Origin of the sequence: Stenotrophomonas sp. Sm2128 (genome assembly GCF_030985535.1) — a bacterium.
Lineage (GTDB): Bacteria > Pseudomonadota > Gammaproteobacteria > Xanthomonadales > Xanthomonadaceae > Stenotrophomonas > Stenotrophomonas maltophilia.
In genome coordinates this window covers 1-12,236 of the sequence record NZ_JAPTFQ010000016.1, presented here as the reverse complement: position 1 = coordinate 12,236, position 12,236 = coordinate 1, and the positions used below count along the sequence as shown (strand labels likewise).

General features: G+C 64.9%; 14 protein-coding genes and 1 riboswitch. Of the genes, 7 read left to right on the top strand and 7 right to left on the bottom strand.

Features of this window, described 5'->3' with window-relative positions; translation table 11 throughout:
* The 4 genes from O0K41_RS06840 (at nt 1) to ribD (ending at nt 2,849) form a co-directional block, all read left to right on the top strand.
* On the top strand, nt 1-420 hold the full coding sequence (locus O0K41_RS06840; protein ID WP_164221749.1) for a hypothetical protein: 420 nt from the start codon (nt 1-3) through the stop codon (nt 418-420).
* Between the two features lie 27 nt (nt 421-447).
* Nucleotides 448-897, top strand: coding sequence for a hypothetical protein (locus O0K41_RS06835; protein WP_049451385.1), 450 nt, complete (start codon nt 448-450; stop codon nt 895-897).
* A gap of 149 nt (nt 898-1,046) precedes the next feature.
* Nucleotides 1,047-1,568, top strand: a complete 522-nt coding sequence (gene nrdR, locus O0K41_RS06830) for a transcriptional regulator NrdR (RefSeq protein WP_004143350.1) — start codon at nt 1,047-1,049, stop codon at nt 1,566-1,568.
* A 195-nt stretch (nt 1,569-1,763) separates the two neighbouring features.
* Complete coding sequence (ribD, locus tag O0K41_RS06825) at nt 1,764-2,849, top strand: bifunctional diaminohydroxyphosphoribosylaminopyrimidine deaminase/5-amino-6-(5-phosphoribosylamino)uracil reductase RibD (RefSeq protein ID WP_164221747.1); 1,086 nt, start codon at nt 1,764-1,766, stop codon at nt 2,847-2,849.
* A 35-nt stretch (nt 2,850-2,884) separates the two neighbouring features.
* On the opposite strand, the gene O0K41_RS06820 is transcribed toward ribD, so the two are convergent.
* The 5 genes from O0K41_RS06820 to O0K41_RS06800 form a co-directional block, all read right to left on the bottom strand.
* Nucleotides 2,885-3,262 carry a hypothetical protein gene (locus O0K41_RS06820; RefSeq protein WP_308304473.1) on the bottom strand — a complete coding sequence of 126 codons (378 nt, stop codon included), beginning with the start codon at nt 3,260-3,262 and terminating at the stop codon, nt 2,885-2,887.
* Nucleotides 3,263-3,443: 181 nt separating this feature from the next.
* A complete protein-coding gene (locus O0K41_RS06815) occupies nt 3,444-4,685 on the bottom strand; it encodes a hypothetical protein (RefSeq protein ID WP_149500713.1) in 1,242 nt (413 codons plus the stop codon).
* Between the two features lie 14 nt (nt 4,686-4,699).
* Nucleotides 4,700-5,563, bottom strand: a complete 864-nt coding sequence (locus O0K41_RS06810) for a hypothetical protein (RefSeq protein ID WP_049451390.1) — start codon at nt 5,561-5,563, stop codon at nt 4,700-4,702.
* 155 nt (nt 5,564-5,718) lie between these two features.
* Complete coding sequence (locus O0K41_RS06805) at nt 5,719-6,432, bottom strand: hypothetical protein (RefSeq protein ID WP_138496782.1); 714 nt, start codon at nt 6,430-6,432, stop codon at nt 5,719-5,721.
* A gap of 74 nt (nt 6,433-6,506) precedes the next feature.
* A complete protein-coding gene (locus O0K41_RS06800; RefSeq protein ID WP_164221745.1) occupies nt 6,507-6,980 on the bottom strand; it encodes a hypothetical protein in 474 nt (157 codons plus the stop codon).
* Nucleotides 6,981-7,137: 157 nt separating this feature from the next.
* On the opposite strand from O0K41_RS06800, the gene O0K41_RS06795 reads away from it, so the two are divergent.
* Nucleotides 7,138-8,334 carry a hypothetical protein gene (locus tag O0K41_RS06795; protein WP_239503548.1) on the top strand — a complete coding sequence of 399 codons (1,197 nt, stop codon included), beginning with the start codon at nt 7,138-7,140 and terminating at the stop codon, nt 8,332-8,334.
* Between the two features lie 48 nt (nt 8,335-8,382).
* Here O0K41_RS06795 and O0K41_RS06790 read toward each other — a convergent pair whose 3' ends face one another.
* Together O0K41_RS06790 and O0K41_RS06785 are read right to left on the bottom strand one after the other, a co-directional pair.
* Nucleotides 8,383-9,267, bottom strand: coding sequence for a hypothetical protein (locus O0K41_RS06790; RefSeq protein WP_049451394.1), 885 nt, complete (start codon nt 9,265-9,267; stop codon nt 8,383-8,385).
* Between the two features lie 153 nt (nt 9,268-9,420).
* Nucleotides 9,421-10,041, bottom strand: a complete 621-nt coding sequence (locus O0K41_RS06785; protein ID WP_164221743.1) for a hypothetical protein — start codon at nt 10,039-10,041, stop codon at nt 9,421-9,423.
* Between the two features lie 187 nt (nt 10,042-10,228).
* Nucleotides 10,229-10,374, top strand: a riboswitch (FMN riboswitch).
* 74 nt (nt 10,375-10,448) lie between these two features.
* On the opposite strand from O0K41_RS06785, the gene O0K41_RS06780 reads away from it, so the two are divergent.
* Complete coding sequence (locus O0K41_RS06780) at nt 10,449-11,075, top strand: riboflavin synthase (RefSeq protein ID WP_164221741.1); 627 nt, start codon at nt 10,449-10,451, stop codon at nt 11,073-11,075.
* Entirely contained in the window at nt 11,072-12,172 is a 1,101-nt protein-coding gene (gene ribB, locus O0K41_RS06775; RefSeq protein ID WP_049451397.1) for a 3,4-dihydroxy-2-butanone-4-phosphate synthase, read from the top strand. Before O0K41_RS06780 ends, ribB begins: the two co-directional genes overlap by 4 nt.
* Nucleotides 12,173-12,236 lie beyond the last annotated feature (64 nt).

The window sequence follows — 12,236 nt, the reverse complement described above, 5'->3', positions numbered from 1 at the left end:
GTGGATGAGCGCCGCCTCAAGTACCTGTACACCGGGCTGGCGGTGCTGTTTGGCCTGCCCAGCCTGGTGGCGGGTGGTGCCGCGGCGACGATGCTGCTGCTGACGGGGCTGGGCCAGTTCGGCCATGGCACGCTGGCCGCGGTGACCCTGATGCCGCTGTGGGGCCTGACCGGCATTGCCGGCTGCCTGGCCTGGTTGTGGCTCAGCGCGGGTTTTCTGATGCAGGGGCGTGCCGGGCTGCACGTGCACCGCCTCTGGTGGTGGATGCTGCTGGCAGGCGGTCTCGCCGCCTTGCCCCCGCTGGGGCTGGCGCTGTGGTGGGGCATCGCCGTGCATGCCGAAGGCATCGGTTTGTTACTGTTGGGCCCGTCGATGCTGGTGCCGGCTGCGATGCTGCTGTGGATCAAAAGCCGCGGATGACGTGGCCCATGGAAGGAGATCGAACGCATGGATGAGCGTCTGCACAAACGCTGGATGGCGATCGCCGGCCTGCTGGTGGGCCTGCCCGCCGTGGCGGCAGGCGGCACGGGTGCCGTGCTGGGGTTGATGGTCGTATGGGACGGCAAGTATCTGACGGGCGACGAGCACTGGCTGTTGCTGCTGTGGTCGTCGGCCGGAATCATCGGCCTGCTGTCGTGGTTGTGGCTGAGCGGCCTGTACCTGTGGCGAGGTGTCACCGGCCTGCGCCACTCCCCGGTTGTCGCCTGGGTAGGGCTGGGGGTGGGGGCCCTGGCCGCATTGGGCGTCGTTGCGGCCACGCTGTACTTCACCTTCAAGCATGGGGAGATCTCGACATTTGCCTTCCTCGGCTTTGGCCCACCGCTGCTGGTGATGGCAGGGCACCTGGTGTGGTTGCGTTGGGCGCGCGCGGCCTCGGCGCCGCCGGCACCCGCTTGAACGCGCAGCGCTGACCGCGCTGAAGGCTCGGTTCGACCGAAATGCAGGCACTTCCGCGCAGACAGCATTTGCTGCCGGGCCCCTTCTCAGGTACCTTTGCGACGCTGCCATGACCGTGGCAATAGGTATTTCCCTGAGCCAGGCGTTCCATGCATTGCCCCTTCTGCCAACATGCCGATACCCGGGTCATCGACTCGCGCGTCTCTGAAGACGGCGCGACGATCCGCCGTCGGCGTGAATGCGAAGCCTGCGGCGAGCGCTTCAGCACCATGGAAACAGTCGAGCTGAAGCTGCCGGCCATCGTCAAGAGCGATGGCACCCGCGAAGCGTTCGACCAGCGCAAGGTCCGCGCTGGCTTCGACCGCGCGCTGCAGAAGCGTGCGGTGGCCGAAGACAAGATCGAAGCGGCAGTACGCGCTGTGGTCCACCAGCTGCGCATCAGCGGTGAGCGCGAAGTGCCCTCGATCAAGGTCGGCGAGTTCGTCATGAACGAACTGCGCAAGCTCGACCATGTCGGCTATGTGCGCTTCGCTTCGGTCTACCGCAGCTTCGAGGACGTGGCCGATTTCCGCGAGGAGATCGAAAAGCTTGAACGCGACCTGCCGTCCAGTACCGAACAGCTGCAGCTGCTGGGCGACGTGATCGCCCTGACCAAGAAGAAGAAGGGCTGACCGCCTCTGCCTTGGTGGGTGCCAACCTTGGTTGGCGCTGATGGCGCCCATCCACGCATGGCGTGGATCTACTTTGTCCTGGCGGGTCTCAACCTTGGTTGGCACTGATGGCGTGGATCTCCTTTGCTCTGGTGGGTGCCAACCTTGGTTGGCACTGATGGCATGGATCCACACCGGCGGCGTTACCATGGCCGCATGACCACTTCGTTCTCCATCCTCGACCACCTGCACATGGCCAACGCACTTCGCCTGGCCGGGCGTGCCGCCTACACCACCCGCCCCAACCCGATGGTCGGCTGCGTGATCGCCCATGGCGAACGCGTGGTCGGGCAGGGCTGGCACCAGCGCGCCGGTGGACCGCACGCCGAAGTGTTCGCGCTGCGCGAGGCCGGCAGCGAAGCCCGCGGTGCCACTGCCTACGTCACCCTGGAGCCCTGTGCGCACTACGGGCGCACGCCGCCGTGTGCGCTGGCGCTGATCGAAGCAGGCGTGTCGCGCGTGGTCGCGGCGATGCGCGATCCGTTCCCCAAGGTCGATGGCGGTGGCTTCGATCTGCTGCGCAATGCCGGCATCGAAGTTGTCGAAGGGCTGATGGCGGCGCAGGCGCGCGAGCTCAACAAAGGTTACCTGTCGCGCGTGGAGCGCAACCGCCCATGGCTGCGGGTGAAACTGGCCGCCAGCCTTGATGGCCGCACCGCGATGGCCGATGGCAGCTCCAAGTGGATTACCGGCCCGGCTGCGCGCGAAGACGTGCAGCACTGGCGGGCACGCGCTGGCGCGATCCTGACCGGTGCCGATACCGTACTCGCCGACGACCCGATGCTGACCGTGCGCTTGGCCGGCACCGAGGTGATGCCGCCACTGCGCGTGGTGCTCGACTCGCGCCTGCGTTCGCTCGAATGCAGGCGCGTGCGCGAGGGCGGGGCACCGACGCTGTACCTGCACGATGCGGCGGTGAGTGCGCCGGATGCGGCGGACGCAGAATTTGCCAGCGTGCCCAGCGCAAAGGGACGGTTGGATCTGGGCGCGGTGCTGGCGCTGCTGGCCGAGCGCGGCATCAATGAAGTGCACACCGAAGCCGGCGCGACGCTGGCGGGTGCGCTGCTGCGCGGCGGCTGGGTGGACGAACTGCTGCTGTACCAGGCCCCCACGTTGCTGGGCGACAACGGACGCCCGTTGCTGGCCGGTCTCGGCATCGACGCCATGGACCAGCAGCGTCGCCTGCGTGTGGTTGACCAGCGCCAGGTGGGCGAGGACATCAGGCTGCTGCTGCGCCCATGAAGGACTAACGTGGAGCAAGGGCTACGCCCTCGGCGTCAGGTTGCTTCGTCGTCTTCTTCGCCGACCGGGCACTGGCCCTTCCACTGCTGTTTCCACAGCACATGCAGGTTGCGGCAGTACGCGCCCAGCGCCTCGCCCGGCAGTTGCCTGGCCTTCAACCGCAGCTGGTGCCGCGTGAAACCGTCGTCGTACTCATGGGGCAGTACCAGCACGGCACACTGGTCGTGATACATCAGGAACGCGTGGCAGTCATCGTCTTCGCTCATCCACGCATCCAGCTGCCTGTCGCTCAGCTGGGTCGACTCGAAGGCGACCGAGGGTTGGACGACGAAAATCTTGGTGGCTTTGAACCTGGATGCTTCGGCCTGCCAGCACACCATCAGCGCCAGCACCATGATCGCGATCGATGTCATACGGTGTTTCATGCGGTTGCCCCGGTGGAAGAGGGCAACAGCATTGACCATGCAGGCTGCGCAGGGCCATGCAACGGTTCTGAAAGTGCGATCACCTCTGTCGTCGTCGAAGATGGGCCGAGCACGGATGACCTGCACGTTTCGCCCGCCATCCGGCCAGCGCCGTCACACTGGGAGGATGCTATGTGAGATCGCACAGCTCATCCGGACCTGGCACTACCGGTTCTTCCAGCCAGACGTCGAAGGGTAGCAGCCGCCACAGAATGGCCTGGTACAACTGCTGCATGCGCTCGGCATGCGCGAACGCATGGCGTGCCTGGTATCCGCCGACTACCGGCGTGCAATGCGGTACGGCCGGCGCCTCGCGCAGTAGTGTGGCCCAACGCTGGAACAAGGCATCGATACGCGCTTGGCGCTCGATTTCCGGCGCGGCGCGCATCGCCAGATAGGCCTGACGCAGCGGCTCTACGTCCGGATGCTGGCACACCAGCGTGTACATGCCGATCTCCGGCGAGCCCAATGGCACGAATTCCCGAGCAGCACAGTTGACCCTCGGCAGCCGCAACGCCAGTGCCTCGGCAAAGGCTGCAGTGACGTCGGGCGAGGGCGCTGCGAAGTCCTGGCGCGACAACCACGCCGGAACGTCTTCGATGATGGGGCGCCAGTCCATGGCTTCGCCAGGGTCGAGGTTCTCGCCCAGTGCCCGCAGCAACTGCCGCGCTTCGGCATCGTTCTGCAGCAGCACCCGCGCCTGCAGCGTGTACTCGGCCTGCGGCGGGAGATCGGCAGGCACGCCTTCGCCTTCGATGCGCTCGTCCCATGCCTGCATCGGCATCAACAGCCTGCGGATGTCGGCGTCGAAATACAGCATCTCAATGCTGTCCCACGGTCCGTCGCCGTTCCTGATGAAGCGCATGCTTCCTTCATGCAGCGCATCGGGTGCACTACGCAGCGCCGTTGCGTACGCCGTACGGAAGGACGCATCATCCATCGGGTCGCCCTTTCCATCCTTCATCCGTTCTCGGCTCCCACGATAGGCCTCGAAGTGCCTGGACATGTCTGGCAGCACGCACCGATAGGTCACGGTGCCAACGCTGAGTGTTCCAATCTCTTCAACATCGCTGCCGGTTGCCCGGCAGTGAATGCGCTTCCGGCGTACCTGCAGGGCGTCGGCAATCGCCTCGCCGTGTACCTCCGCTAGGTTCTGGAAGGCGCGGCCCTCTACCTTCAGTTCGATGTCGGCCGGCACCGGCGTGGCGGCGGTCTGCAGGCTGCGGCGGAGCCGGTCCTTGGCGGGCGTATCGTCCTGGAACCTGGCCTGAGCATATGCATCGAAGGTTGCTTCCAGCGAAAGCGCGGCAGGTTCAGCGGCTGCCGCCCAGAGCGGCGAGCCCAGCAGCAGGGCCACCAGATGCCGGATCATGAAGGATCCCGACATCATTCGGTCTTCTCCCTGTTCCACAGCTCCCGGTTGCGCTCATGGACGATCTGGCAGTCGCGCGTTGCCTCCGCGTCGCTCATTCCCTCCACACGCTTGAGCAGATTGCGTTGCAGTACGCCGTTGCTCAGGAAGGGGCTCTGGGGATGATGCCGGGCAAAGAACCCCAGCTGGGCGGCCATCATCAGGTCGCAGGTGGGTATGCCGGTAACCACAGGTACGGCTTCCGCTTCGATCCGCGTATTCCATGCGTCGAAGGGCAGTATCCGTTGCAGCAGTGCCGTACCGAGCAACGGCAGGTCGAGAGCCATCCAGTGGCCGCTGCCTGCGGACTGCAGGAACACAGTGCTGCCCTCATGTGAATGATCCGGCGCGTCGCGCAGGGCATTGGCGAATGCCGCGAAGAGCGCCCTGGCGTGTTCGGGATCATCGCCGACGTCGGCGCGTCGCTTCTGCGCGTCCCGGTAGGTCGGAAAGAAGCCCGAGAGGTCGGGGAAAGCGCACCGATACGCCACGGTCGCCTGTGGCGTTGAATGCACCGTCTCCCGGGTGATGTCGGTGATGGTGCAGGACATGGCCTTCTGCCGCATCTCCAGAGCACTGGCAACCGGTTCCATTGCTGTACCGTTGAAGGCGACCTTGGGCAGCTGAAGCGCATCGATGGCGTTGACGGTCACCTCAACGCTGTCGCTGTTCGCAAATGCACGCAGATGGTGGCGCAGCTTTTCCTTCGACGGCGTATCGCCGTGAACGATGACCTGCACATAGGTCTCGAAGGTCTCTTCCAGCGAGAGCGCTGCAGGGTGCGCGGCGGTAGCGGTGAGCGGCGCTCCCAGCAGCAGGATGGCGATGGATTTCAGCATGGCGGCACAGGGGCAGTCCGGGAGGGCCCTGAGGATCAGGGGCACCTCATGCAGGGGTCCATGCAACTTGTCTGAAAATGTGTGGCGTTGGGGAAGGCGCGCGCCTGAACCGGTGGCATAGGCTCACGCGAATCTGTCGGTCCGCATCGTCGGTGTCATGGCCCGCGGAACCGGACCGAGGAGGCCATGGCGTCAACCGCGTCTTCCACTTCTTTGGAACTGTCTGCCGGCAGGATGGCAACCAAACGGACGAAACGCTCATCCGGCCACAGGGCGAGATAGTTGCGGTAGTGGCGTCCGTCGGGTGTCACCCCATCAACCCGGTGCCCGGCGATACCGCCGAACGGCACGTTCTCCCTTGAGGTGATCGTTCCGCCCTGAATGCTGACGGTCCCTGCAATCAACTGATCGGACACCTTCTCTGGATCGTCAGAGGCAAAGGGGAGAGAAAGCTGCGACGCGACAATTACCAGGGGCTGCAGACCATCGGGATCAGTATCCAGTTCACCGGCCGTAAGTGCCACGGCTGATCCGGACAGGGTGTCCAGCAGGCGGAAAGGGGACGCCGGCTCAACGCTGAAAGGCATCGCGGCGATCCTCTGCTCAAGCGTGGCCTGCGGACGCAGTGTTACGGTCGCCAAGGCCTGCATCGCCTGCCTGTGCGTCAGTGCATGGTCACGCGGGGCTTGAACCGTAATCATGACGGTGGGGGAGCCGCTGAAAAGCGCCATCCACTTTTCGAAGGTGTAACCGTGCGCGACCTGGCTGCCCGATGACCACCGGGATCGTCCGCCGCTCGACGCTGAGCGACTCCAGATGATCGACCTGCACGCCCTGGCTGGCGAAGCGGCGACGCGCAGCGGGCTCATCCACGAACAGTCCGCTGACTGTGCTGCTGGCCTCGGAGGGCAGCTCGGCGACCAGGATGCTGGCACGGCCGTCATCACTGACAAACCCGGAGAAGTTGGGGGCGGGGGCGAACCCGGGAGGCGGCGACGTACGTGGTGTCAGGCGCGTCGCGCAGGGTTGCCGCATAGATGCGAAGGAACGTTCTGAAAGCATCGCCATCAGGGTCCCCGGCACGTGAGCGCGCCAGATTCTCCCGATAGGCGTCAAAGGCGCCAGAAACATCGGGAAGCGTGCACTGGTAGTCCACAACACCGCGATGGGAGGAGCTGTCCTCCTCGGTTCTGACCGAACGGCAGTGAATGGTCTTCCGGCGCGCGTTGATCGCACTGGCCGCGGGCTCTTCGAAACCAGTGGCAAGATTCTCGAATGCGTAGAGTGCGTCAACGACGTCTCCGATGTCGGGATAGTTGTCCGGGTCTGCAGTGCGCAGGCTGTTTCGCAGCGCAGTTCTGGCGTCCTCGTCATTCTGGGTGATGACGCGCGCATAGGCAGCGAAGGTGTCTTCCATTGAAAGCGCTGCAGCATCTGCGCCCAGCGGCGCGCACAGGAGCAGGGCGAAAAGAAGTCTCAACATGACGTGGACGGAAGCGGCGGAAGTCCCTGAGGATCAGGGGCGCTCCATGCATTGGTCCATGCAACTTGTCTGAAAATTACGCATTGCTCTCGTGGCAACAACCTCGGAGAAAGTTGAAACTTTCTTCATAGCCGCCTTCGTGACGCGAATGCACAGTGCTGGGTTTCCCAGAGCGGTGATCATCGTGGCGCAGTCCTTCCGGATCCGTATGCTTCCAGCGCTCCTTGCGCTTGGGATGGTTGTTTCGCCTGGCGCCTTCGCAGATGGCGATGATCCCGCTGCCGTGCGTGCCATCACAAGCGCGCAGGCGTTGCAGGACCTGGCCGCCGTCATCGAGTGCCGGGCTCCCACCTCGGTACGCGAGCCGCTGTCGCGAAATGTGTGGGATGTCGTGCTGGGTGATGGCAAGCGTGCAAAGCCGCCATTCGATGCGTGGATCGTTGTCAAACAGCCCAATTCGTATCTGCATGAGGTCGAGCTGCCTAGTCCGATCACTGTATTCGGCTACCCGACCCAGCGCATCGCAGTGCTGTCGGAAGGGACGATGGCCATCCTTGATGATGTCTCCTTTGAGACGATATCCAAGCAGCTGGAAATGAATCCGCTACATGCAACCGCCGCCCCTCACATCCATGTGCGGAACCTGTCCTTGCGCAATGTCAGCGAAATCGGCTTTTCGGTTCGTTCACTTACGGCGTCGCGCGTCTCTACCCACCCCGACTCTGTGCTGGTGGGGTGCGAGGAGCGCTACGACACGCGGATGGAGCAGTTGCTCAGGCGCGGCAAGGAACCTGACGTGGTGTTCGCGCCGGGTGTGGATATCGCCACTGAGCTCGATGACGTGCTGAGCTGCAACGCCGACGCACTGCGCAATTACACGGCCGATTGGGCGGTGACCATGTCGGCGCACACCACTGATACGCGTTTCAAAGGCTGGAAGGATGGAGAAGATGAAGAGGGCAATCGCTGGTGGGTGCCGCCGGCACCGATCATGATCGCCGGCAGGCCCGTCTCGCGCTTGGTCAAGGTGGGTCAGACCTTGTACGCAGAGCTGGACGGGGATATCGCCGAAACGCTGGCCGAAGAATGGCTTCTGCCACCCTACGATGGCTGGAGCGACGCTGCTTTCGTAGGCTTCTACGATACCGGCACGGCGGCCGATGGCTGGCTGGAAGATCGCGCGCGCATCGTGCGTGCGTGGGCGCCCGGCAAGACCCTGCACGGCTGCGAGTACCAGCAGAATCGTCCGGAGTTCGGTGAACATCCGGACGATGATGACGAAGGATGACGGCAGCCTGGTGTCGCCGGGCATGACCCGGCGCTACCGCTTACCGGCTCACGCGCATTCGTCGGTCCACATCATCTCGGCGATCGGGCGCAGTGCCTTGCACTCCTGCGTCATCTCATCGGTCGACTTCACCTGCGCCTTGGCCTTCAGTTCCTCGGCCATCGCGTCCACGCCGCTGATCTGGTCGGGTGCGATCTTCGCCACGCAGGCGCGGTGCTGCTGCAGCAGCAGGTCGCAGCCTGGTACGCCGGTCACTTTCGGCGCGTTGGCTGCCTGCGCGTCCTGCATCCAGTCCTCGAACGGTGCCAGTGCACCGGCTACGGTGCCCACCAGGTCATCGAAGTTGCCGCTGTACCAGTAGCCGTTGTCCTTGGCCGGGTACAGGGTGAAGGTGCTGCTGACCGGCACGCGCGCGCCACTCTGCAGTGCCTGGGTATAGGCATCGGTGAACTGCTTGCGCGCGGCCGGGCTGGCATTGTCGGCCAGGCTGGCAGCGAACAGCGGGCGCACCTTGCCCAGGTCGGGCAGCTGGCAGCTGTAGGTGATCCGCGCCAGCTTCTGGTCTTCAACGTATTCGTTGTCTTCGATCACGCTCTTGGTCGCGCGGCACTTCGAATCACGCAGCGCCTTGGCATACAGCGCTTCGGTGCCCGCAGCGTCGACCTTGGCGCCGGTGCTGGCCAGTACGGTCTGCCAGGGTTCGGCCAAGGCCTTGGCCAGCGCACCCGGGTTGGGGGTCACGGCATCCTGGCCCTCGAACGCCGGCTTCAGTGCGTCGTTGAGCGTGCGCGTGGCGGCCGCGTCGTCTTCCAGCAGCACGCGTGCATACAGGTCGAAGGCCTGCTCGGGCGTCAGTTGGGCCGGTGCCGCGCTGGCAATCAGCGGGGCGCACAGCAGCACGCTGGCCAGAAGGGTACGGGTGGGGGTCTTCATGACGGTGTTTTCCTGTTCCAGAGGCGCGCAAGCCTAGCGCATCTGCCCACACTTTCGATGGCGCGATGCAGCCAGGTGACGGTGTGCAGTGGACAAAAAAAACGGGCCCCTTGCGGGGCCCGTTCGATCGCACGACGAGGAGCGATCGTTGGATCAGAAGCTGGCGCGGACGCCGGCCGAGTACTGGGTGACATCGCGGTAGCCGGAGATCTCGCCCACCAGACCCCAGGTCTTGGTGAAGTTGATCTGGCCACCCAGGGTGCCGACCCAGGTGCCCTTGAAGTTGTTGCCACCGTCCATGTAGCCGGTCTTGACCCAGGCTTCGGTCATGCGCGACGGCTTGCCACGCAGGCCCACGGTGACGCGGCCCAGGTTGGTGTGATCCTTCTGGCTGAAACGCAGGCCGTCGTAGCGGACGGTGGCTTCGGCGTTCTGGCGCACCCACGCGGCATCGGCGGTGAAGTCCAGGCGGTCGGTCCACGGCATGTGGTAGCCGATGCCGAGCTCCGGCTGGTTCAGTTCCAGCTTCAGCGAATCATTGCCGTAGTGATTGGTCTTGCTGGTACGCGACCAGCCACCGAACACGTAGACCTGTTCGGCGATGGCTACCGAGCCACGCAGGTAGCCGCCGTCGACCTTCGGGTCGTCCAGTGCGTTGTCGTCAACCTTGACCTGCGTCCAGCCGCCTTCAACGTAGGTGTAGCTCAGGGCGTCGGCCGAAGCCGAGAACGGGGCGGCGGCCAGCAGGGCGGCCACGATCAGGATCTTGCGCATGGGAATTCCTGTGAATTTCAGTCCATTGGCGGGCCTGCCCTGCGGGCTGCCCGTGGCGACCTCATGTCGTCCGGGGCAGAATTTTAATGAAAGTTTTACAAATTGCGAGCGACGGCCGTCACAGCTGTGGCATCCGACCCCGTTCAGCCCGGGCTGGTACACTAGCCACGCCGGTTCGCCGGTACACAAACGTCTTCAGGGCGGGGTGCAATTCCCCACCGGCGGTAGGTGCACAAGCACGAGCCCGCGAGCGCTCCGGCCCACGGCCGGGGGTCAGCAGATCCGGTCCAATGCCGGAGCCGACGGTCATAGTCCGGATGAAAGAAGACGGTGCCACAGGGCTCATGCCCTGCGTGCGCCTGTTTGCCTTGCGGCGTTTTTCGCTCACATTCCGCGGAGAACGTTACGTGTTTACTGGAATCATCGAAGGCGTCGGCCGTCTGGCCGCTCGCGAACCCATCGGCGGCGATGTCCGCTTCACCTTCAATGTCGGGAATCTGCCGTTCGACAACGTGCAGATGGGCGAGAGCATTGCCATCAACGGCGTCTGCCTCACCGTCATCGCATTCGACGCCAGCAGCTTCCAGGCCGATGCCTCCACCGAGACCCTGGGCCTGACCACGCTGGGTCAGCTGGGCGAAGGGGCGGTCATCAACCTGGAGCGTGCCATGCGCCCGACCGACCGCCTGGGCGGCCATCTGGTCAGCGGCCACGTCGACGGCTTGGGCCAGGTGCTGTCCATCCACGAAGACGCGCGTGCCCAGCGCTGGCGTTTCGCCGCGCCGGCGGCGCTGCGCCGCTACATCGCCAAGAAGGGCTCGATCTGCGTGGACGGCGTCAGCCTCACCGTCAACGAAGTGGACGATGAAGGTTTTGAGGTCGCCCTGATCCCGCACACGGTCGCCAACACTGCCTTCTCCGCCGCAGGCGTGGGCAGCGCGGTCAATCTTGAAATCGATCTGGTCGCCCGTTATGTGGAGCGGCTGATCAGTGTGCCGACCAACGGTCAGCACCCACAGGGAGATGTCGCATGAATTTCGCCCCGATTCCGGACATCCTGGAAGACATCCGCCTGGGCCGCATGGTCGTCATCGTCGATGACGAAGACCGGGAGAACGAAGGCGACCTGATCATGGCCGCCGAGCTGGTCAAGGCCAGCGACATCAACTTCATGGTCACCCACGGCCGTGGCCTGGTGTGCCTGCCGCTGAACCGTACCCGCGCCGCCGATCTCGGCCTGGCGCCGATGGTGCAGGCCAATACCGCCCAGTTCCAGACCAACTTCACGGTCAGCATCGAGGCCGCCGAGGGCGTCACCACTGGCATTTCGGCGCATGACCGCGCCCACACCATCCGCACCGCGGTGAAGCCCAACGCCAAGCCGTCGGACCTGCACCAGCCGGGCCACATCTTCCCGCTGATCGCCCAGCCGGGTGGCGTGCTGACCCGCGCCGGCCACACCGAAGCGGCCGTGGACATGGCCATGCTGGCCGGGCTGGAACCGGCCGGCGTGCTGGTGGAGATCCTGAACCCGGATGGCAGCATGGCGCGCCGCCCGGAGCTGGAAGTGTTCGCCCGCGAGCACGGCCTGAAGATGGGCTCCATCGCCGACCTGATTGCCTACCGCCTGGCCACCGAAAAGACCGTTGAACGCGTCGATGAACGTGAGATCGACACCGAATTCGGCCCGTTCAAGCTGGTGACCTACCGCGACCGCATTGCCCATGACCTGCATTTCGCGCTGGTACGTGGCACGCCGGATGCGGACACCCCGACCCTGGTGCGCGTTCAGGTGGAAAACCCGCTGGCCGACCTGCTGCACTGGCGCCGCGATGACTTCGGCGTGGCCGCCACCGATGCCCTGCGCGCGATCGATGCCGAAGGCGCCGGCGTGATGGTGGTGCTGCAGGCCCCGCGCGACGGTGAAGCCCTGCTGGCCCGCCTGCGCCAGCAGCCGGCGCCGGTGGTACCGGGCAAGGACAAGGACGTGAGCCAGTGGCGCCGCAACGGTGCCGGTGCGCAGATCCTGTCCGACCTGGGCCTGGGCAAGCTGCGCGTACTGGGCACCCCGCGCCGCCAGATCGGCCTGGCCGGTTACGGCCTGGAAGTGGTGGAGGCGGTCACCCTGTAATGGGTAGTGCCGGCCGCTGCGCCGAGGGCCTGATGCGCGTGCAGCTGGATTTCGGCGTGCCGGT

Coding starts and splice junctions, on each gene's coding strand:
- O0K41_RS06835 (WP_049451385.1), top strand. CDS start 448: ATGGATGAGCGTCTGCACAAACGCTGGATGGCGATCGCCGGCCTGCTG.
- nrdR (WP_004143350.1), top strand. CDS start 1,047: ATGCATTGCCCCTTCTGCCAACATGCCGATACCCGGGTCATCGACTCG.
- ribD (WP_164221747.1), top strand. CDS start 1,764: ATGACCACTTCGTTCTCCATCCTCGACCACCTGCACATGGCCAACGCA.
- O0K41_RS06820 (WP_308304473.1), bottom strand. CDS start 3,262: ATGACATCGATCGCGATCATGGTGCTGGCGCTGATGGTGTGCTGGCAG.
- O0K41_RS06815 (WP_149500713.1), bottom strand. CDS start 4,685: ATGATCCGGCATCTGGTGGCCCTGCTGCTGGGCTCGCCGCTCTGGGCG.
- O0K41_RS06810 (WP_049451390.1), bottom strand. CDS start 5,563: ATGCTGAAATCCATCGCCATCCTGCTGCTGGGAGCGCCGCTCACCGCT.
- O0K41_RS06805 (WP_138496782.1), bottom strand. CDS start 6,432: ATGAGCCCGCTGCGCGTCGCCGCTTCGCCAGCCAGGGCGTGCAGGTCG.
- O0K41_RS06800 (WP_164221745.1), bottom strand. CDS start 6,980: ATGGAAGACACCTTCGCTGCCTATGCGCGCGTCATCACCCAGAATGAC.
- O0K41_RS06790 (WP_049451394.1), bottom strand. CDS start 9,267: ATGAAGACCCCCACCCGTACCCTTCTGGCCAGCGTGCTGCTGTGCGCC.
- O0K41_RS06785 (WP_164221743.1), bottom strand. CDS start 10,041: ATGCGCAAGATCCTGATCGTGGCCGCCCTGCTGGCCGCCGCCCCGTTC.
- ribB (WP_049451397.1), top strand. CDS start 11,072: ATGAATTTCGCCCCGATTCCGGACATCCTGGAAGACATCCGCCTGGGC.